Origin of the sequence: Xanthobacter sp. NM-25 (genome assembly GCF_022138605.1) — a bacterium.
Classification (GTDB): domain Bacteria; phylum Pseudomonadota; class Alphaproteobacteria; order Rhizobiales; family Xanthobacteraceae; genus Xanthobacter.
Genome location: NZ_JACBFS010000007.1, coordinates 205,238 through 224,761, shown reverse-complemented (window position 1 = coordinate 224,761; position 19,524 = coordinate 205,238). Strand labels below are relative to the sequence as shown.

The following is a 19,524-nucleotide window of genomic DNA, read 5'->3' as shown; positions in this document are numbered from 1 at the left end:
CCCGTCAGCGGCCGGCTGGATAAAGCGGCGCCAGCCGGGCGCCGCGGGCGGGGCGGTGGGCCCTGGCGCTCGCCCGTGTGGCCCGCTCCACCGCCGTGCGCAGGGCCTTGCCGTTCCAGCGCCGGGTGTCGGCGCCATACAGATGGCGGGCAAGGTCCGTGCCGGCAGCGGCGAGGGCGGGGTCGGCATCCGCGAACGCGCCCTGCCGTTCCAGGGCGGCATAGGCCGTGTGGGCGGCCACCGCATCATGCCGCCGGCAGGCGCCGATGAGGTCCGCCAGCAGGCGGGCGCGGGGCAGACCCGACACAGCGCCGGGCCGGCGACGTCCGGTGCGCGGCATCGGTGTCGCATTCGCGACTGGCCGGTGACGGCGCCAGGGGCGCCAGAGCAGCAGGGCCAGCAGCGCCACCAGGACCCCGGTGAGGATGGAGAGCCCCAGGCGATGCGCCCGCAACTGCGCCAGCAGGGTCGCCGGGTCGAGCCATGCGGTCGCGGGGCTGGCGACCGGTTCCGGCGGCGGCGCCGGTTGCGTCGGGCTCTGTGGCGCGGCTAGGGCGGTGGGGGTCGGTGCCGGGCTGCCGGCGGCCGGCCGCACCTGGAGGGTCACCGCCGGCAGGGTGGCGGTTTCCTGGCGGTTGGTGGCGGTGTTCCACCATGGCACGGTGAGCGCCGGCAGGGTGAGGCTGCCGGAGGCGGAGGGCACCACCGAGAAGGTCTTGGTGAGCACCGCCGCCCCCTCGCCATCCAAGAGGGTGGCGTCGGTGCGGCTGTCCTCGGCATATTGGCGCAGCCCCTCCACCGGCGGCGGATCGAGGGGCGGCAACTGGTTGGGGCTCGCCCCCCGGGCCTTCAGCCGGATGGTGCGGGTGAGGGTGTCGCCCACCTTCACCGCGTCCACCGGTGCCGACCAGCTTTGCTCCAGGCTGACCGCGCGTGCCGGCAGGAACCAGCCGGTGACCCCTTCCGGCCGCGGCCGCACGGTCACCGACACGGGCTGGGAGCGGATCGTCTCCTCCCGCTCGCCCACCTCGCCCATGCCGTTGCGCCCGAGAATCTGCGCCAGGTCGGAACCGGCGGAGCTGCCTCTGAAGCCGGGCACGCGGGCCTTGAGGGTCAGCGGCGGGATCTCGATGGTGCCGCTCTTCTGCGGCGTCATGAGATAGCTCTGCTCGATCACCCGGTAGCGGGCCTTGCCGATGGTGGTGACATAGGTGCGCTGGCCACCATCGGCGGTGAAGGTGGCGCCCTCGGCACTCGGTTTGTCCATGGCGCCGCCGCGCATGCCGATGCGGTCGTAGATCCGCAGGGTGACGGGAATGTCGCTCTGCACATAGGCGGGGGTGTCGGCCGCCTCCACCCGCACGAACAGCGGGCCGGCGTCTTCGGCGCGGACGGTGTCCCGGCGCGCGCCGCCGGGCAGCACCTGCACCTGGGCCGGGCTGGTGGTGAGGCCGTCCACGGTGAGGGACGGCAGGGTGAGGGTTCCGGCCCGCCGGGGGCGCAGGGTCATCACCCACTGGTCGATGTGGACGGGCTTGCCGTCCCGCATCTCCGCCTGACTGGTGCGGCGGCGATCGACGATCTCGAAGTCGCGGGTCAGGGCGCTCACGTCCGGTGGATCGCGCCCCAGGCCGTCGGTGAGGGTCAGGATGTAGTCGAAGGTTTCGCCCATGGGCACCACGAAGCGGTCGGGCCCGGCGGTGACACTGGCGCTCCAGGCCGCTGTCGGCGCCGCCAGCGCCAGCAGCAGGGCGAGGGTTGCCGGCAGAAGGTGCCGCGCCGGCCGCTTCTGCGGCCGCAGGCCGGCCGTGTCGCCGATGCCCGCGCTCGTCGCCTTGGCCAGATCGCGCGCCGGCAGCATGCCGGTCAGCGGGGGCGCGCCCAGGGCACCGCCTGCGCGTCTGGCCTCGGTGACGCTCTTGGTCTCGGCTGCGCTCATGTTTTCGGCTGCTCTCATGGGGCGGGCTGCTCCTGAGGCACCGTCACCGCGCCGCCACGGTAATAGGCGCGGATGCGCGCCCGCAGCAGGCCGGCGGGGTCGTCCGGCACCATCCGCAAGGCCTGCTCGTTGGTCTGGTCCTGTTCGCTCATGGGCCGCAGCAGCATGCCGCCGGGATTGGCCGATTCCGTGTCCGAGCCCGCCTCACCGGCGGGTTGCGGACGCACCGGCACGGGCCGTGCGCCCGATCGCGGCTGCGCGTTCGGCCCCTCGCCCGGCTCCGGCTGGCGCGCCGGCTGCTGGCCGCCGGGTCCGGGTGGCGGTGCGGGGGCGGGGGTCGGCGCCGGTGCGGGTGTGTTGCCGGCCTTGGCGGGATCGGGCTGGTCCCTGCCATCCTTCGCGGGATCCGGCTTCTGCGCCGGCTCCTGGCCGTCCTGATCTTTGGCACCCTTGTCCTTACCGTCCTTGTCCTTGCCGTCTTGGTTCTTGCCACTCGGGTCTTGGCCACTCTGGTCTTGGCCTGGCTTGTCCTTGTCGCCTTTGTCTTTCTCGCCCTGGTTTTTTCCACCTTGGTCTTGGCCCGGCTTGTCGGGAGCGGGCTGCGGCTTGGGGGAGGGCTGCGGGGCGTTGCCGCTGTCGGTGCGCGGTTGCGCGGCGCCGGCGCCGGAATCCGGCGTGCCCTTGGGATCCTTGTCCTGGCCTTTGTCCTGGCCCTTGTCCTGCTTCTGGCCTTGACCCTGGTTCTTGCCTTGGTTTTTGCCCTGGTCCTGCCCCTTGTTCTGGTCCTTGTTGTCACCCTTGTTCTTGCCGGGGTCCTTGGAGGACTCGGTGTTGCCCTGGCCGGATTGGGACGCGCCGGCGCTGGAGCCGCCACCGCCGCCCCCCGCGCCACCCCCCGCGCCGCCGCCGCCGGACTTCTGCTTCTCCTCGTCCTCCTTCTGCTTCTGCAGCAGCTGGTGGACCAGATCGCGGTTGAACAAGGCGTCGGCGTTGTTCGGGTCCGCCTTCAGGGCGTCGTCATAGGCGGTGAGCGCCTCTTCCAGCTTGCCGGCGCGCGCCAGGGCGTTGCCGCGATTGTAGTCGCCGCCGGGCACCCGGCCATAGGCCGCGGCGGCTTCCTCGAACCGGCCGGCCCGATAGAGGCTGCCGGCGCGCCAGGCGGGGGTCTCGAAGCGGCTGGCGGCGCCGGCGTAATCGCCCTCGGCGAACGCGCGGGCGCCCTGCTGGTCCGGCCGCTGCCACAGGTTCGCCCGGCCGCTGTCCGGGGCTGGTGCGGTGGGCTCCACCGATGGCGTCTGCGCCAGGGCCTGGCCGCCCGGCACCGCCAGTGGCAGGTGGGTCAGCAGGCCCGCCAGCAGCAGCAGGATGAGGCCGCGGCGGAAGGCGAAGGGCGCCAGCACGAGCAGCAGCAGCACCAGATACGGCCCCATGTCGGCCCATTGATCGGCGGTCATGCCACTGTCCTGGAGCGGATTGCGCGAGCGCCCGCCGGCGCCGGGGGTGAAGACGGTGTCGAGGTCGCGGCTGTCGATGGTGAGCGGGGTGAAGGCGCCGCCGCCGTCATCGGCCAACTGGGTGAGCCGGGCCTTGTCCATGCGGGTCAGCACGGGCGCGCCATCGGCCCCCGGCAGCGGGGCGCCGCCCACCGTGCCGACGCCGATGACGCTGAGCCGATAGCCCGCCTGGGCGGCGGCCCGGGCGGCGGCGCGGGTCTTCTCCGGCGCATCGCCCACCCCGTCGGTCACCAGCACGATGCGGCCGTCGCGGGCGCCGGCGCCCTGGAGCAGCTCCACCGCCCGGCGAATGGCGAGGTCGGGGCGGTTTTCGCTCACCGGCATCAGGTCGGTGGCGAGCTCCGGCAGCATCTGGCCGATGATGCGCGCATCCTCGGTCAGCGGCGCCGCCACGAACGGCACGTCGGCGAATACGATCAGCCCCACCTGGGCGCCGCGCTGGCGGGCCAGGATGTCGGTGAGCTTGTGGCGGGCGCCGGTGAGGCGGCTCGGCGCCTGGTCGGTGGCGTCCATGGAGCGGCCGAGGTTCAGCACCATCACGGTGGGGTCCAGCCGGTCGAGGGCCGGGGTCGGCAGCTTGCGCCAGGTGGGGCCGGCCATGGCCAGCGCGGCGATCACCCAGGCGGCCAGCAACAGCAGCAGCGGCCCGCGGCCCGGTCCGCCCCCGCCCTGCACCGCCAGGTGCCGCAGCAGGTGGGCATCCACCAGGCCCTGCCAGTCCTTCCGGCCGGACCGCAGTGCCCGCCAGGCGACGAGGGCCAGGGCCAGCGCCGGCAGCAGCGCCAGCAGCCAGAGCGGGCGCAGGAAATGGAAATCGGCGGGGATCATGGCTTCCCCTCCGCCGCCACCCGGCGCCGGCCGCGCGGCAGCAGCAGCGCGCCGAGGGCGAGGCTGAGCACCAGGGCGGCGCCGAGCGGCCACTGGAACAGGGCCACCGTGGCATTGAGATAGAGTGGGTCCCCGGCCACCGGCTCCAGCCGGTCGATGTCGGCATAGATGGCCGACAGGCCGGCCACGTCGCGGGCGCGGAAATAATGGCCGCCGGTGATGCCGGCGATCTTCCGCAAGGTCTCCTCGTCGAGGTCGGACGGCATGTTGAGGAGGAAGGGATTCATGGCCCGGGCATCGGCGCCGACGCCGATGGTGTAGATCTTCACCTGCTCGCGCTTGGCCAGCTCCGCCGCCTGCAGGGGATCGAGCATGCCGGCGGTGTTGGCGCCGTCGGTGAGCAGGATCAGCACCCGCTGATCCGCCGGGCGGCTGCGCAGGGTCTTCACCGCGAGGCCGATGGCATCGCCGATGGCGGTCTCCTGCCCGGTCATGCCGATGCTCGCCTGGTCGAGCAGCTCGCGCACCACCGTGCGGTCGAAGGTGAGGGGCGCCTGGATATAGGCGCGGGTACCGAACAGGATCAGCCCGACCCGGTCGCCGACCCGGCGGGCGATGAAGTCGTCGGCCACGCTCTTGACCACCGACAACCGATCCATGGGCAGGCCGCCCACGGCGAAATCCTGCCGCGCCATGGAGCCGGAAAGGTCCACCGCCAGCATCAGGTCGCGGCCTTCCACCGGCACAGCGATCGGCGGTCCCACATAGGCGGGGCGCGCCGCGGCGAGGACGATGAGCCCCCAGATGAGGCTGGCGAGCACCAGCCGCAGGCGGCGCCCCCCGGCGGCGCGCCGTCCGGCGAGGCCGGCCGCCGCCAGTGCCTGGAAGAACGGCACCTTGAGCGCCCCCGCCCGGGGGGTGGGCGCCGGCGGCAGCAGCAGGCGCGCCACCAGCGGCAGCGGCAGGAAGAGGAAGGCCCACAGCCACTGGAAGGTGATCATGCGTGGCCCCGGATCCAGTGGCGCACCGCCGCCACCAGGGCGGCGCGGTCGATCTGCGCCGCCTCGGGCGCGCCTGGGGGCAGATAGGGGGCCAGGGCCAGGAACCGGCTGATGTCCGGCGGCAATCCCTTGGGGCCATCGGCGAGGAAGGCCGCCCAGGCGGCGCCGGTGTAGGCGGCCGCCGGCGCGTGGGCCTGGCGGCTCAGCAGCACCCGGCGCATGAGCACGGCGGCGGCCGCCCCCAGGGCCAGGGTGTCGGCCTCGGGATCACGGCTGAGCGCCTGAAAGCTCTGTAGCACCCGATAGGCGAGGGTCTGCCGGCGGCGCCATTCCAGCACGCCGGCGATCAGCAGCACCAGCACCACGGCGCCGGCCAGCAGGAACCAGCCCGGGGCCGGCGGCCAGAACGGCACCGGATCGGGCAGGTGGATGTCCCGCAGCCGCGCCAGCGGATCGGCCCCGGGATCGAACGTCACCGGCGGGGCCCGTTCGGGAAGAAGGATCTGCTCCTGTGCCATCACGCCACCGCGGGACGGCCGGCGCGCGGCGCCGCGAGCCGTTCGGGATGGAGGATGTCGCCGACATTCTGCCCGGTGCGCAGGGGCAGGAAGGCCATGCCGTGCTGGCGGCAGAACTGCTCGATGCGTCCGCGCCGCAGGGCGAACCGCTCGGCATAGGCGGCGGTGAGCGCGGGGCGGGTGGTGTCGAGGGTGGCCACCGCGTCGCCGTCGCTGATGCGGTAGGCGCCGCGCGGCGGCAGCCGGGCCTCCAGATCGTCATAGGTGAACAGCGCGGTGACCTGGCTCGACTGGGCGAGGCGGTTCAGCTCGCGGGCGGCGGCGCCGTCGAAATCCTCGAAATCGCTCAGCAGGAACACCAGGGTGCCGGGGCGCGCGGCGCTGCGCAGGTGGGCGAGGGCGCTCGCCAGCGCCGGCGCCTCGCCCGCCGCCGCCTCGCGGCCGAAGCCCTCGGCGGTGGCATCCGCCACGGCCTTCACGAAATGCAGGATGCGGCGGCGGCTGCGCTCGGGCCGGTAGGCGGTGAGGCCGAACGGGGTGAGCACCACCCCACCCACCCGATCGCCACCGGCGATGGCCACCCAGGTGAGCAGCGCCGCGGCGCGCGCCGCCAGCACCGATTTGAAGCAGTCGCGGGTGCCGAAGCGCATGCCGGTGCGGGCATCCACCAGCAGCAGCACCGGCCGTTCGCGCTCCTCTTGGAACAATTTGGTGTGGGTGCGCCCGGTGCGGGCCGTCACCCGCCAGTCGATGGTGCGGATGTCGTCGCCGGGCTGATAGGCGCGCACTTCGTCGAATTCCATGCCGCGGCCGCGGAAGGCGGAGCGGTGGCCGCCGAACTGGTGGGTCCGCACCTTGCCGCCCGGCGCGAAGCCGCCGACACCCTCGGCCGGCCGCATGGCCAGCAGCTCGTCGAGGCTGGCGACGAGACCATAGGAAGGCGGGGCACCGGGCATCTGCGCCATGGGCCGGTCAGCTCACCGGCACGCGGGCGATGAGGGCATCGAGGAAATCGTCGGTGCCCATGCCGTCGGCCTCGGCCTCGAAGGTCAGCAGCACGCGGTGGCGCAGCACCGGCTTGGCCACCGCCTGGACGTCTTCCGGGGTGACGAAATCGCGGCCGCGCAGCCAGGCATGGGCGCGGGCGCAGCGATCGAGCGCGATGGAGCCGCGCGGGCTGGCGCCGAACGACACGAGGCCGGCGAGGTCGTCGCCATAGAGGGTGGGCTGGCGCGTGGCGAACACGAACTGCAGCAGATATTCCTCCACCGCCTCCGACATATAGGTGGCGAGCGCCGCCTGGCGGGCGGCGAAGATCACCGATTGCGGCAGCGGCGCGCCGAACCGCACCTCCTCGCCATGGGCCTCGCCGCGCACCAGCCGCAGGATCTGCCGCTCGGCGGCGATGTCGGGATAGCCGATCTTCACATGCAGCAGGAAGCGGTCGAGCTGGGCCTCGGGCAGGGGATAGGTGCCCTCCTGCTCGATGGGGTTCTGGGTGGCCATCACCAGGAACAGCTTGGGCAGCGCATAGGTGACGCCGCCCACGGTCACCTGCCGTTCGGCCATGGCCTCCAGCAGCGCCGCCTGCACCTTGGCGGGGGCGCGATTGATCTCGTCGGCCAGGATGAAATTGTGGAACACCGGGCCGGGCTGGAAGCGGAACGAGCCGTCCTCGGGCCGGAAGATGTCGGTGCCGGTGAGGTCGGAGGGCAGAAGGTCCGGGGTGAACTGGATGCGCTGGTCGTCACAGTCGATGGCCCGGGCCAGCGCCTTGATGGCCTTGGTCTTGGCAAGGCCCGGCGCCCCTTCCACCAAGAGGTGGCCGTCGGCCAGCACCGCCACCAGCAACAGGTCCACGAACGCCGGCTGCCCCAGGATGCTGGTGTTCATGTAATCGGCGAGGCGGGTGAAGGCGCCCTGCAGGTCAGCGGCATCGAGCGCGCTGTCGGCAAAGGTGGCGTCGGGCAGGGAAGGTGTCACTGAGGCGTTCCGGTTCGGCCGTCGAATGGAGACCTTATAGACCCTGTGCGGCGCAATACGCAGCCGGGCAGAGGATCATTCTTCGCCAGCGCGGGATTGCGGGCGCATGCAGGCTATGGTTGAAAACCATATGGCGTGCCCAACGCATTGCCGAGAAACAGCGTGCCCCCGGCCGGTCGCGGCTTCCAAAACCGGCGATCACTGGCATCATGCTGGACAGAATGTCGCAGGCGTCCGGTGAAGGCCGCCGCAGGAGAGGCCCATGGAGGAGACCGCCATTCCCCGTGTTCTGCTGGTGGATGACGATGTGGACATGCTGTCCGAGCTCTGCGAGGGCCTGGAAGGTCTGGGAATGACCTGCCTCACCGCCTCGACGGCCGTGGAGGCGCTCGACGTGGTGCAGCAGAATCCGGCGCTGAAGGTGATCGTCACCGATCTGCAGATGCCGCGGATCGACGGCATCGAGCTGTTGCAGAAGCTTGCGGTGCGGCGCCAGCGCCATCCCATGGCAGCCATCGTCATCACCGGCCACGCCTCCCTCGACCGGGCGGTGGGCGCGCTGCGCCTGCATGCGGTGGATTTCCTGCAGAAGCCGCTGTCGGCGGAGGAGGTGGCCCACGCCATCCGCCGCGCCCTGGCGCTGGTGGCCGATGAGGAGGCCGAGGCGGCGGCCGGCGAGCCCGGCAAGGCGGCGGTGCCGCGCCCCAATTATCTGCGGGCCCTGGTGGCGGCCCGGGCGGATCGCGATGCCATCTTCCAGAGCGGCCTGTTCTCGGATCCGGCGTGGGACATGATGCTGGATCTGGCGGTGGCCGAGGCCAGTGGCCGGCCCATCTCCGTCACCAGCCTGTGCATCGCCTCCGGCGCACCCACCACCACCGCCCTGCGCCGCATCGACGACCTGAAGGATGCCGGCCTGATCGACCGCGTGCCGGATCCGCGCGACCGGCGGCGGGTCATCGTCCACCTCACCGATGCCGGGCGGGCGCGCATGGAGGCCTTCGTCAAGCGGCAGGCCGATCGCATCGGCATCAAGCTGGACTGACGGGCGCGGGGCTGGGCCGCCGCTCCCAGGGTGCGGCAACAGCGCGCAGGTGGGCCAGGCCGGCGCCACGGAAATGTCGCGCCGGGGCCACTTTCCGGCCGCCGATGGCGGCGCGCCGGCAGGGGAGCGGGCGGGGTCGCCCGCTTGTTCCGGCCGCGCCCGATCCCCACATCTGCAGCAGCAGCGCCGCCGCTGCGCCCTGCGCGCCGGCAAGCGTGTTGGAGCGGGTTGAAGGGGGACGGCATGACGAAAGGTCATGTTGAAGCACCGCACCGCGGGCAGGTGTCCGGGTGGGGGACAGGTGCCCTGTCCGTCGGTGCCGAAGCTGGCATCGGCGTGTATCAGCGCCGCGCGGGTCCGTGGCGCCGGGGCATCGCCGGGGGCGGCGGGCTGCAGCTTGGGGCAAGCGCGGTTCCTTATTCTCGCCTTCCCAATCTGGTCGGGTGCACGTAAAGAGAATGGTTACGGAACTCGGCTAGGGTGCCGACGAAGGTGCGCCAGGTGCGACCGCCCACGAGGAGCGGACGCCTTCTCTGTGTCGCAGCGGACGTCGGTGGGATGTCGCACCTCGCGTATCCGAAGATCGCGCCGGATGGACCGATCGGGTCCAGGACGGTGTCGGGTACGGTCACGGTGGACGGCAACGGAAACGGCAAAGCGGCCGAGGTGTCGCGTCGGGCGAGTGACCGGCGCGCGCCACGGCGGGGCGGCCTTCTCTTCGAGTGACGAGGGTCATGGCGGGAACCACTTTGGGAACGGAACCGGATTTCGACGACGCCGGGCCTCAGCGCCGCTGGCGGACGTCGCATGTGGTGATGCTGAGCGTGCTCGGTGTCGGCATTGCCGGCGCCGCCACCTTCGCCGCCACGTCCGGTGCGGCCTGGGTCTCCACGGCGCCGCAGGTGACCGATCTCGACCTGCGTCGCTCGGTGGCCGCCGAGCGTCGCAGCTATCGTCTGGCCAGTGCCGCCGATGCGGTGAGCCGGGCCGATGGCCTGCCGGCGGCCGGCGCCATCGAAATCGATTCCTATTGGCTGCTGGGCCCGCGCCTCGCCGCGCCCGCCGGCACCTTCTCCGGTGCCCGGCTGGCGGGCGGCAGTGATCTCGATCGTGACGCCCGGGTGGCGCAGATCATCGTCGAGAGCGCGCCGGCGCCGTCGCGCAATCCGCTGATGGCCGGTCGGCTGCCGGAACCCATGCAGCAGCTGGCGGCGGTGCCGCTGCCGCCCAGCAATCCTCTGTCCCGTCAACGTCGGCAGACGGCCGGGCAGGTGGCGTCCCTGACACCCATGGATCTTCCCGCCAGCGAGACGCCGGCGGTCCGCGCGCCGGATCGGGTGCCCGATGAGGCCCGCGCCAGCACGCCGAAGCCCTCCGGCCAGGGGGCCGACGGTCTGGCGCTGGGGGTGACGGCGCCCAAATCGGTGAGCGAGCCGGTGGGTCTTCCCAAGCCGGGCAGCGGCTACGCCCTCTACGATATCGAGGGGCAGATGGTGTACATGCCCAATGGGGATCGCTACGAGGCCCATTCAGGCTATGGCGACTCCATGGACGACATCCGCAAGGTGACGCTGAAGATGCGTGGCCCCACGCCCCCCAACATCTATAACCTGCGGCCGCGGGAAGCCCTGTTCCACGGCGTGGCCACCCTGCGCATGACCCCGGTGGGCGGTGGCAAGATGTATGGCCGCGACGGCTTCCTGGTGCATCCCTTCATGATGGGGCCGCGCGGCGACTCCAACGGCTGCGTCTCGGTGAAGGACCATGACAAGTTCATGGCCGCCTACAAGCGCGGCGAGGTCACCAAGATCGTGGTGGTGGACCGCCTGCCGGGCCATCTGAAGCCGGCGCCGTCGCTTTTGTCCTGGCTATTGCCCAAATCCTCCAACGCCTCCGCGGAGTGAGCGCCCGGCGGCGCTCGGGTCACTGGGGCTTCGTTCACCGGGTCTTGGGTCCCTGGCCTTGGGCCCTCGGCACCGTGGCCGCGCTGCACCCTGGCCCCGTCGGGTTGGGAGTGGAACCGGTTGCGCGTCTTCCGGCGCCGTTGCGCCGGGATGCCATCCCTCGCGCCACCGCAGGCCCTCGCGCCACCGTGGGTCGTCAGGCCGCGGCGAGCGCCTGAAGCGCCCGTTGAGGGTCGCTTCGCGCTCATTCTTTGCGCGCCCTCTTCGTGCGCCTGCTTCGTGCGTTTTCTCGGCGCGCCCGTGATCTCCCATCGCAGCATGTCCCTGGGCCGTTCCAGCCGGCGTTCCGCCGCTGGCGCAGGGGAGGTGCGGAACTATCTTTAGATATAGCTGTTGACTCTCGATATATCGAACGATATGTATCGGCCACATCATATCGAAAGATATATCTAAGGAGATGTTCCATGTTTGGATGCAGACCGCATCGTGGCCCCCGCGAGGGCGAGGGCCTTGGGTATTTCGCCGGCGAAGGTGAGCGGGGCGGCCCGCGGGGCCCCCGGGGCGGCCGGTTCCGCGGCGGTGGCGGCGGCGACATGTTCCGCCTCGGCCGCATGCTGGCCCAGGGCGACCTCAAGCTGCTCGCCCTGGCGCTGATCGCCGAGCAGCCGCGCCACGGCTATGAGCTGATCAAGGTGATCGAGGAGAAGACCGGCGGCTGGTATTCGCCGAGTCCGGGCGTCATCTATCCCACCCTCACCTTTCTCGAGGAGGCGGGCTATGTGACCGCCACCACCGAGGGCGCCAAGAAGCTCTATGCCATCACCGACGAGGGCACCGCCTATCTCGGTCAGAACCGGGATCTGGCCGACGCCATCCTCGGTCGCCTGTCCGAGATCGGCCTCAAGATGAGCCGGGTGCGCAAGTGGATGGGCTGGGGTGACAGCGGCACCGGCGAGGCCGCCGCGCTGCCGCGCCTGGTGGAGGCGGCGCTGGAGAACCTGCGCGAGGTGAGCCAGGAGAAGCTGGACGCGAGCCGTGCCGCCGAAACCCGGATCGTCGAGATCTTGGCCCGCGCCGCCAACGACATCCGCGAGGCCTGAGCCACCCGCTCGAACGCCTGTGCGCTGGCTGTGCGCCGGGACGGGGCCTGCTCCCCGCCCCGGCGCATTTGCGATGTGGGGCCGGGCGGATTATGCAGCGGACCAACTGTTGCCCCGCATTGCCCCCGAGCTGTCCCATGTTTGCTCCCGAAAGTGGCCTTCCCTTCGACGACATCCGCGCCCTCATCGCCGCCATGCCGGCGGCCAATGAGGATGCGCGCAATGCGGCCCTGCGCCGCCAGGGCCAGCTGGTGAAGCCGCCGGGCGCGCTCGGCCGGCTGGAGGAGATCGCCGTTCACCTCGCCGCCTGGCAGGGCAATTCCATGCCCACGGTCAACCGGCCCATGGTGGCGGTGTTCGCGGCCACCCACGGGGTGGCGGACCGCGGCGTCTCGCCCTATCCCGGCGCGGTGACCCGGCAGATGATGGACACCTTCACCGCCGGCAAGGCCGCGGTGAACCAGATCTGCGCCACCTTCGACGCCGGCCTCCGGGTGTTCGACCTCGCCCTCGACTATCCCACCCCCGACATCAGCCGCGAGGCGGCCCTCGACGAGAAGGCGTGCGCCGCCACCATGGCGTTCGGCATGGAGGCCATCGCCGGCGGCTCCGACCTCCTGTGCCTGGGCGAGATGGGCATCGGCAACACCACCATCGCCGCCGCCATCTGCCACGGCCTCTATGGCGGCACCGCCGAGGATTGGGTGGGCGCCGGCACCGGCTCCACCGGCGCGGTGCTGGAGCGCAAGCTCGCGGTGGTGCGCGAGGCGGTGGCCCTGCACGGGCCGCACCTCAAAGATCCGCTGGAAGTGCTGCGGCGCCTGGGCGGCCGCGAGATCGCCGCCATGGCGGGGGCGATCATCTCCGCCCGCCACGAGAAGGTGCCGGTGGTGCTGGACGGCTATGTGGTGACCGCCGCCGCTGCCGTGCTCCATGCCATCGACCCGTCCGCCATCGACCATTGCCTCGCCGGCCACGTCTCGGCGGAAAAGGCGCATGGTGCGGTGCTGGAGCGGCTGGGACTGAACCCCATCCTCGATCTCGGCATGCGCCTCGGCGAGGGGTCCGGCGCCGCCATGGCCATCGGCGTGGTGAAGGCGGCGGTGGCCTGCCATCGCGGCATGGCCACCTTCGCCGAGGCCGGCGTTTCCGAGGAAAGCTGAACCACAAGCCGCCGTCAGGCGGCCACCCGCAGCGCCCGGCTCGCCGGGAAGCACACCAGGGCGCGGGTGCCGCCGGTGGCGCGGCGGGTGAGCTGGAACGTGCCGCCATGCAGCTGGGCGAGCCCGCGCACGATGGCGAGGCCCAGCCCGGCGCCACGGCCGCTGTTCACATCGAGCCGGCTTTCCCGGTGGCGGGCATCGTCGAGGGGCAGCTCGCTCTCGGCAACGCCGGGCCCCGTATCTTCCACCGCCAGGAACGGCGCGCCGGTCTCGTCGCGGCCGGTGACGAGCCGCACCTCGCCGCCGGCGGGGGTGAATTTCACCGCATTGGCCAGAAGGTTCAGCGCCATCTGCCGTACCGCCCGTTCATCGCCCCACAGATGCGCCGGGCCGTGGCTGTCCTGGCCGAGGGCGAGCTGGTGGGCGCGGGCGTCGGGAGCCATCATGGCCAGGCACTCCTGGCCCAGCCGCTCCAGATGCACCGGTGTTTCCAGCAGCACCCGGTGGCCGCTCTCGATGCGGGCGAGGTCCAGAAGATCGTCGGCCAGCGCCAGGAGATGGCGGCCGGAGGCGAGGATGTCGCGGGCGTATCCGGCATAAGCGGGAATGCGATGGGGGCCGAGCACCTCGTCGGCCATCATCTCCGAAAACCCCATCACCGTGTTGAGCGGGGTGCGCAGCTCGTGGCTCATCTCGGCGAGAAAGCGGGATTTGGCGAGATTGTCCGCCTCCGCCTGGGCGCGGGCCGCCTCGGCGGCGCTGGCGCGGGCTTCGAGAGCAGCGCGGTCGCGATCGAGCCGCCGCGCCTGCGTGATCAGCAGGGCGCCGGCGCCGAGACCCACCACCGCGCCGGCCGCCGCCGCCCAGGCCCCACTGAGGGCAAAGGCCGCTCCGGCAAGGCCCAGCACGCCGGTGGCGGCCACCAGCAGGGCGGCCGGGACCGGCGAGGGGACTGCGAGGGGAGCGCGCTCCGGCCCCGGCGATGAGGCGGGGCGGGGCGTGTCCTTCACCCGGGGGTGAGCGGAACCGTGCATGCGAGCCCTTCGCGCTGGCCGGCCCGAAGACCGCCGGGTGCCGGGATTGACCCTTCGACTCCTCGCCGAAAGGCAGTTAACGAAGGGTTAACGCTCCTGTGTTCAGGCTGGGTCGTCAACCGTTGCTCTGCGATCGGGCCCGCTTCGGGTCCGTATTGGGAAGGTCGCAACCGCCGCCATGCGCATATTGGATGTGATCGTCGCCTTCGCCATCGTGCTCGCCGTGGGCCTTGTCGCGGAGTGGCTGACGCGCAAGGAGGTGCTGAGCGGCACCGCCACGGTGAGCGATGGCGACAGCTTCACCCTCAACCATCAGCGCATTCGCCTCGAAGGCATCGATGCGCCGGAACTGCGCCAGACCTGCCAGCGCGACGGCACCAGCTGGCCCTGCGGCGAGGTCGCCCGCTTCGGCCTGGCGGAGCTGGTGCTGCGCGGGCCGGTGTTCTGCACCTCCGGATCGCGGGATCGCTATGACCGGCGCCTCGCCCGCTGCACCGTGTCCGGTACCGATATCGGCGAGGAGATGGTGCGGAAGGGCCTTGCCGTCGCCTATGGCCGGCACGGCTACGTCGCCGCCGAGGAGGAGGCCCGCGCGGCCCGGCGGGGCCTGTGGAGCGGAAGCTTCGAGCGGCCGCAGGACTACCGGGCCGCCCATCCCCGCGGCGGCTGAACCGCCGCGCTTGCGCCCGCCGGCGCCCCGTGGTCTGTGCTGGTGAAAGATGGAGGAGACGCCACACCATGAAGCTCTATGATCAGGCCCGCGCCCCGAACCCGCGCCGTGTCCGCATCTTCCTGGCGGAAAAGGGCATTTCGGTGCCGCTGGTGTCCGTGGACCTGGGCAAGCTGGAGCATAAGAGCGCCGAATTCACCCGTATCAATCCGCGCCAGGCGGTGCCGGCCCTGGTGCTGGACGACGGCACCGTGATCAGCGAGACCATGGCCATCTGCCGCTATTTCGAGGCGGTGCAGCCGGAGCCCAACCTGTTCGGCGCGACCCCGCTGGAGCAGGCGCAGGTGGAGATGTGGCAGCGGCGGGTGGAGCTGGAGCTGTTCCTGCCGGTGGCGGCGGTGCTGCGCCATCTCAACCCGGCCATGGCCGCCATGGAGGTGCCCCAGGTGCCCCAGTGGGGCGAGGCCAACAAGCCCAAGGTGCTCGCCTTCCTCGAATTCCTGAATGGCGAACTGGCGGACCGGGCCTATGTGGCCGGTGCCCGTTTCACCGTGGCCGACATCACCGCCATCGTCTCCGTGGATTTCATGCGGGCGATCCGCACCGAGGTGCCTGAGCACCTCACCCATGTGTGGCGCTGGCGCCATGTGGTGTCGGAGCGCCCGAGCATGAAGGCCTGATGCCATGCGGCTGACGGTGGTGGGCTGCGGCGATGCCTTCGGCTCCGGCGGGCGGGGCAATTCCTGCTACCATGTGGAGAGCGCAGACCTGGTGCTGACGCTGGATTTCGGCGCCAGCGCCCCGGTCGCCCTCAACCGGCTGGGGCTCGACCCGGCGCGCATCGACATGGTGGTGCTGAGCCATCTGCACGGCGACCATTTCGGCGGCCTGCCCATGCTGCTGCTGGATGGCCAGTTCGTGCACCGGCGCAGCCGGCCGCTCACCATCGTCGGTCCCACCGGCACCCGTGCCCGCCTGGACCTGCTCATGGAGGCCATGTTCGCCGGCATGGGCCGCAACACCTGGCGGTTCGACTGGCGGGTGGAGGAGGTGGCGCCGGGCGGCACCCTCGCCCTCGGCCCGCTCACCCTCACCACCGCCGAGGTACGCCATTTCGCCGGGCCCCCCGCCACCGCCCTGCGGCTCGGCCTCTATGGGCGGACCCTGGCCTTTTCCGGCGATACCGAATGGACCGAGGCGCTGCTGCCCATCGCACACGGCGCCGATCTCTTCATCTGCGAGAGCTATATGTTCGACGGCGCGCCGGTGGGGCACATGGCCTACACCACCATCGCCGCCCAGCGGGCCGCGCTCGGTGCCCGCCGCATCCTGTTGACCCATATGGGCGATGCCATGTGGGAACAGCGCGGCGCCGTGGATGGCGCCCATTTCACGGTGGCGGAGGATGGCCTCGTCCTCGACATCTGAAGCCGCTCTCGACGCGTTGGTGGCCCGCATCCGCGCCTGCCGGGTGTGCGTGGAAGCGCCGCGCGGCGCGCCGCTGCCCCATGCGCCGCGTCCGGTGCTGCAGGTGTCGGCCACCGCCCGCATCCTGGTGGCGAGCCAGGCGCCGGGCACCAAGGTGCACGCCAGCGGCCGGCCCTTCACCGATGCCTCGGGGGATCGCCTGAGGGCCTGGATGGGGGTGAGCGCCGACGCATTTTATGATGCCGCGCGCATCGCCATCGCCCCCATGGGCTTCTGCTTTCCCGGCCAGGACGCCAAGGGCGCGGACCTGCCGCCCCGGCGCGAGTGCGTGGCCACCTGGCATGATGCGGTGTTTGCCGCCTTGCCGCCGTTCGCTCTGGTGCTGGCGGTGGGGCGGCCGGCACAGGCCTATCATCTGCGTCGCCTCGGTCTTGGCCACCTCGTGGGCCGCGGCCTCACCGAGACGGTGGCGAACTGGCGGGCGGTGCGGGACGCGGGCGCCCGGCTGCCGCGGCCCACGGTGCTCTATCCGCTGCCCCATCCTTCCTGGCGCAACACCGGCTGGCTGAAGCGCAATCCGTTTTTTGAAGAGGAACTGTTGCCGGAGCTGAAGGCCGATATCGCTCGCCTGCTGCGCCTCGTCGCAGGTGCGCGGCGTTGAGATCCTTCCCATCTCATGTGCGATTTGGCATGCATGAGGCGGCATCTGACTGCAGTTTGGGCAGCGCAGGCCGGGCCTCAAAGCTGGGCATGCCTGTTGCCTGCGCGATGGGCACGCCCATTAGTGAGGCTTTGCAGGAAGGGCGCATCGTGCGAAGCAACATATTCGATTGGTTCCAGAGTGCTGCCGCAAGCGCCTCCGATGCCCTGCGCAGCCTGTTGTCAAAGGGCGCGACGCCGCGGCAGGGGAGAGACGAGATGGCCGAGACCGGCGGAACCGAAAACGCGGGCTCCGTGCCTGCGGTGAGCGAAGATCAGGTGCGTGAGGCGCTGTCGCAGGTGCGCACGCCGGATGGGGTGGCCCTTTCCAAGTCGCCGGCGCTGTCCGGCGTGGTGGTCACCTCCGGCAAGGTCTATCTCTCCATCAATGTCGAGCCGGCCCAGGCGCGGGCCTGGGAGAGCGTGCGCATCGCCGCCGAGAAGGCGGTGGCGGCGCTGCCGGGCGTCGCCTCGGCGCTGGTGGCGCTGACCGCCGAAAAGGCCATGGGGGCCTCGACTGGCGCGGCCGCCGGAGCCCCGGCTGCGCCCAAGGCGGCCCCGCCGCCGCCGCCCCGCGGCACCGCCGTGCCGGGGGTGAAGGCCATCATCGCCGTCGCTTCGGGCAAGGGCGGCGTGGGCAAGTCCACCACCTCCATGAACCTGGCGCTCGGCCTGCGGGACCTGGGCATGACCGTCGGCCTGCTGGACGCCGACATCTACGGCCCGTCTTTGCCGCGCCTCTCCGGCCTCAGCGAAAAGCCCGAGATGGAGGAAGGCAAGACCATCATCCCGCTGGAGAATTTCGGCCTGAAGCTGATGTCCATCGGGTTCCTGGTGGATGAAGAGACGCCGATGATCTGGCGTGGCCCCATGGTGATGAGCGCCATCACCCAGATGCTGCGCGACGTGAAATGGGGCCCCCTCGACGTGCTGGTGGTGGACATGCCCCCCGGCACCGGCGACGCCCAGCTGACCATGGCGCAGAATGTGAACCTCGCCGGCGCGGTGATCGTTTCCACCCCCCAGGACATGGCTTTGATCGACGCCCGGCGCGGCGTCGCCATGTTCGAGAAGGTGAATGTGCCGATCCTCGGCGTGGTGGAGAACATGGCCTATTTCGTCTGCCCCCATTGCGGCGGGCGGTCCGACATCTTCGGCCATGGGGGTGCCCATGCGGAGGCGGACAAGATGGGTGTGCCGTTCCTCGGCGAGATTCCCCTGCATATGCGCATCCGCGAGATGTCGGACGCGGGAACGCCGGTGCTGGTGTCCGATCCCGAGGGTGAGCAGGCCGCCGCCTATCGCCATGTGGCGGCCGGCGTGAAGGCGGCGCTGGAGCGGCTGGAGACCGCCGCCAAGCCCGCGCCACGCATCGTTGTGGAGTAATCGCGTAATAATCTGTCGTACGGTATGGTGTTGACGCACATTTCAGTGCGCCAACACCATTTTTGCGATGCAAACATGCTTCCCCTGGGCTCGGACCGGCTCTAGATAGGGCCAAGACGCCGCTTCACCCCGTGCGGTCGGGTCGCGTCGCCAAAGACGTTCTAGGGAGCTGCTCCATGAAACGCCGTGATTTCCTCACCGCCGCTGGCGCCGGTGCCGTCGCCTCCACCGCCGTCGCCATGCCGGCCATCGCCCAGACGATGCCGGAAGTGAAGTGGCGCTGCACCTCGTCCTTCCCCAAGTCCCTCGACACCATCTATGGCGCCGCCGAGCTGATGGCCAAGGCCGTCTCCGAGGCCACCGAGGGCAAGTTCCAGATCCAGGTGTTCGCCGCCGGCGAGATCGTGCCCGGCCTGCAGGCGCTGGACGCCACCCAGAACAAGACCGTCGAGATGTGCCACTCGGCGTCCTATTACTATGTGGGCAAGGACCCGACCTTCGGTCTCGGCACCGCCATTCCGTTCTCGCTGAACACCCGTCAGACCAACGCCTGGTTCCTGTTCGGCAACGGCCTCAATCTGCTTAACGACTTCTACAAGAAGTACGGCGTCTACATGCTGCCCGGCGGCAACACCGGCGGCCAGATGGGCGGCTGGTTCCGCAAGGAGATCAAGTCGGTCGCCGACCTGCAGGGCCTCAAGATGCGCATCGCCGGCATGGGCGGCCAGGTGATGGCTAAGCTCGGCGTGGTGCCGCAGCAGCTGGCCGGCGGCGACATCTATCCGGCGCTGGAGAAGGGCACCATCGACGCCGCCGAGTGGGTCGGCCCCTATGACGACGAGCGGCTCGGCCTCTATAAGGTGGCGCAGTATTATTATTACCCCGGCTGGTGGGAAGGCTGCGCGGCCCTGAACTTCTTCTTCAACCTCGAAGAGCTGGAGAAGCTGCCGAAGGCCTATCGCTCGGCCCTCGAATCCGCCTGCGCCCGTGCCAACGAGAGCATGCTGGCGAGCTACGATGCCAAGAACCCCATCGCCATCCAGAGCCTGGTGAAGTCCGGCACCCAGCTGCGCCGCTATCCCAACGACGTGCTGGACGCGGCCTATAAGGCGGCGCACAGCCTCTATGACGAAATCTCCGCCAAGAACCCCGAGTTCAAGAAGATCTGGGACGACGTGAAGGCGTTCCGCAACAACGGCTATCTGTGGTGGCAGATCGTCGAGTTCACCTATGACGACTTCATGGTGCGCGCCCGCGCCCGCGGCTGATCGCGCTCCGCCTGAGTCTTTTGCCCCGGCGTGCCCGCGCGCCG

17 protein-coding genes are annotated in these 19,524 nt (G+C 70.9%); 10 read left to right on the top strand and 7 right to left on the bottom strand.

Annotated features, from left to right (window positions below):
- Positions 1–4: 4 nt before the first annotated feature.
- Genes MEU52_RS19005 through MEU52_RS18980 form a run of 6 tightly spaced genes read right to left on the bottom strand, consistent with a single transcriptional unit; the run spans position 5 to position 7,693 of the window.
- Positions 5–1,939: a BatD family protein gene (locus tag MEU52_RS19005; protein WP_238123540.1), complete on the bottom strand. Its 1,935-nt coding sequence runs from the start codon at positions 1,937–1,939 to the stop codon at positions 5–7.
- A 14-nt stretch (positions 1,940–1,953) separates the two neighbouring features.
- Positions 1,954–4,281 (bottom strand): VWA domain-containing protein, encoded by a 2,328-nt coding sequence (locus MEU52_RS19000; RefSeq protein WP_238123539.1) that lies wholly within the window; start codon positions 4,279–4,281, stop codon positions 1,954–1,956.
- Complete coding sequence (locus MEU52_RS18995) at positions 4,278–5,282, bottom strand: vWA domain-containing protein (protein ID WP_238123538.1); 1,005 nt, start codon at positions 5,280–5,282, stop codon at positions 4,278–4,280. Before MEU52_RS18995 ends, MEU52_RS19000 begins: the two co-directional genes overlap by 4 nt.
- Positions 5,279–5,800 (bottom strand): DUF4381 domain-containing protein, encoded by a 522-nt coding sequence (locus tag MEU52_RS18990; RefSeq protein WP_238123537.1) that lies wholly within the window; start codon positions 5,798–5,800, stop codon positions 5,279–5,281. Before MEU52_RS18990 ends, MEU52_RS18995 begins: the two co-directional genes overlap by 4 nt.
- Positions 5,800–6,765, bottom strand: coding sequence for a DUF58 domain-containing protein (locus tag MEU52_RS18985; protein ID WP_238123536.1), 966 nt, complete (start codon positions 6,763–6,765; stop codon positions 5,800–5,802). The genes MEU52_RS18990 and MEU52_RS18985 overlap by 1 nt, the downstream gene beginning before the upstream one ends.
- Positions 6,766–6,772: 7 nt before the next feature.
- Positions 6,773–7,693 (bottom strand): AAA family ATPase, encoded by a 921-nt coding sequence (locus MEU52_RS18980; RefSeq protein ID WP_238123593.1) that lies wholly within the window; start codon positions 7,691–7,693, stop codon positions 6,773–6,775.
- Positions 7,694–8,045: 352 nt separating this feature from the next.
- Between MEU52_RS18980 and MEU52_RS18975 the strand changes: the two genes are divergently transcribed.
- From MEU52_RS18975 to cobT, 4 genes are all read left to right on the top strand, one after another.
- The gene (locus MEU52_RS18975) at positions 8,046–8,828 is read left to right on the top strand and encodes a response regulator (RefSeq protein ID WP_238123535.1); all 783 of its coding nucleotides are present in this window, start codon (positions 8,046–8,048) and stop codon (positions 8,826–8,828) included.
- A 734-nt stretch (positions 8,829–9,562) separates the two neighbouring features.
- Positions 9,563–10,732 carry a DUF2778 domain-containing protein gene (locus MEU52_RS18970; RefSeq protein WP_238123534.1) on the top strand — a complete coding sequence of 390 codons (1,170 nt, stop codon included), beginning with the start codon at positions 9,563–9,565 and terminating at the stop codon, positions 10,730–10,732.
- 464 nt (positions 10,733–11,196) lie between these two features.
- Complete coding sequence (locus MEU52_RS18965) at positions 11,197–11,832, top strand: PadR family transcriptional regulator (protein WP_238123533.1); 636 nt, start codon at positions 11,197–11,199, stop codon at positions 11,830–11,832.
- A gap of 137 nt (positions 11,833–11,969) precedes the next feature.
- Positions 11,970–12,995 carry a nicotinate-nucleotide--dimethylbenzimidazole phosphoribosyltransferase gene (gene cobT / locus MEU52_RS18960; protein WP_238123532.1) on the top strand — a complete coding sequence of 342 codons (1,026 nt, stop codon included), beginning with the start codon at positions 11,970–11,972 and terminating at the stop codon, positions 12,993–12,995.
- 14 nt (positions 12,996–13,009) lie between these two features.
- Here cobT and MEU52_RS18955 read toward each other — a convergent pair whose 3' ends face one another.
- Positions 13,010–14,029: a sensor histidine kinase gene (locus MEU52_RS18955; RefSeq protein WP_238123531.1), complete on the bottom strand. Its 1,020-nt coding sequence runs from the start codon at positions 14,027–14,029 to the stop codon at positions 13,010–13,012.
- A gap of 178 nt (positions 14,030–14,207) precedes the next feature.
- Between MEU52_RS18955 and MEU52_RS18950 the strand changes: the two genes are divergently transcribed.
- The 6 genes from MEU52_RS18950 to MEU52_RS18925 all read left to right on the top strand — a co-directional run bounded on the left by MEU52_RS18950 (position 14,208) and on the right by MEU52_RS18925 (position 19,480).
- The gene (locus MEU52_RS18950; protein ID WP_238123530.1) at positions 14,208–14,699 is read left to right on the top strand and encodes a thermonuclease family protein; all 492 of its coding nucleotides are present in this window, start codon (positions 14,208–14,210) and stop codon (positions 14,697–14,699) included.
- A gap of 68 nt (positions 14,700–14,767) precedes the next feature.
- Positions 14,768–15,379 carry a glutathione S-transferase family protein gene (locus MEU52_RS18945; RefSeq protein ID WP_238123529.1) on the top strand — a complete coding sequence of 204 codons (612 nt, stop codon included), beginning with the start codon at positions 14,768–14,770 and terminating at the stop codon, positions 15,377–15,379.
- A gap of 4 nt (positions 15,380–15,383) precedes the next feature.
- A complete protein-coding gene (locus MEU52_RS18940) occupies positions 15,384–16,127 on the top strand; it encodes an MBL fold metallo-hydrolase (RefSeq protein ID WP_238123528.1) in 744 nt (247 codons plus the stop codon).
- The gene (locus MEU52_RS18935) at positions 16,105–16,788 is read left to right on the top strand and encodes a uracil-DNA glycosylase family protein (RefSeq protein WP_238123527.1); all 684 of its coding nucleotides are present in this window, start codon (positions 16,105–16,107) and stop codon (positions 16,786–16,788) included. Before MEU52_RS18940 ends, MEU52_RS18935 begins: the two co-directional genes overlap by 23 nt.
- A gap of 257 nt (positions 16,789–17,045) precedes the next feature.
- Positions 17,046–18,212: an Mrp/NBP35 family ATP-binding protein gene (locus MEU52_RS18930; protein WP_238123526.1), complete on the top strand. Its 1,167-nt coding sequence runs from the start codon at positions 17,046–17,048 to the stop codon at positions 18,210–18,212.
- 176 nt (positions 18,213–18,388) lie between these two features.
- Positions 18,389–19,480 carry a TRAP transporter substrate-binding protein gene (locus MEU52_RS18925; protein ID WP_238123525.1) on the top strand — a complete coding sequence of 364 codons (1,092 nt, stop codon included), beginning with the start codon at positions 18,389–18,391 and terminating at the stop codon, positions 19,478–19,480.
- Positions 19,481–19,524: the final 44 nt, after the last annotated feature.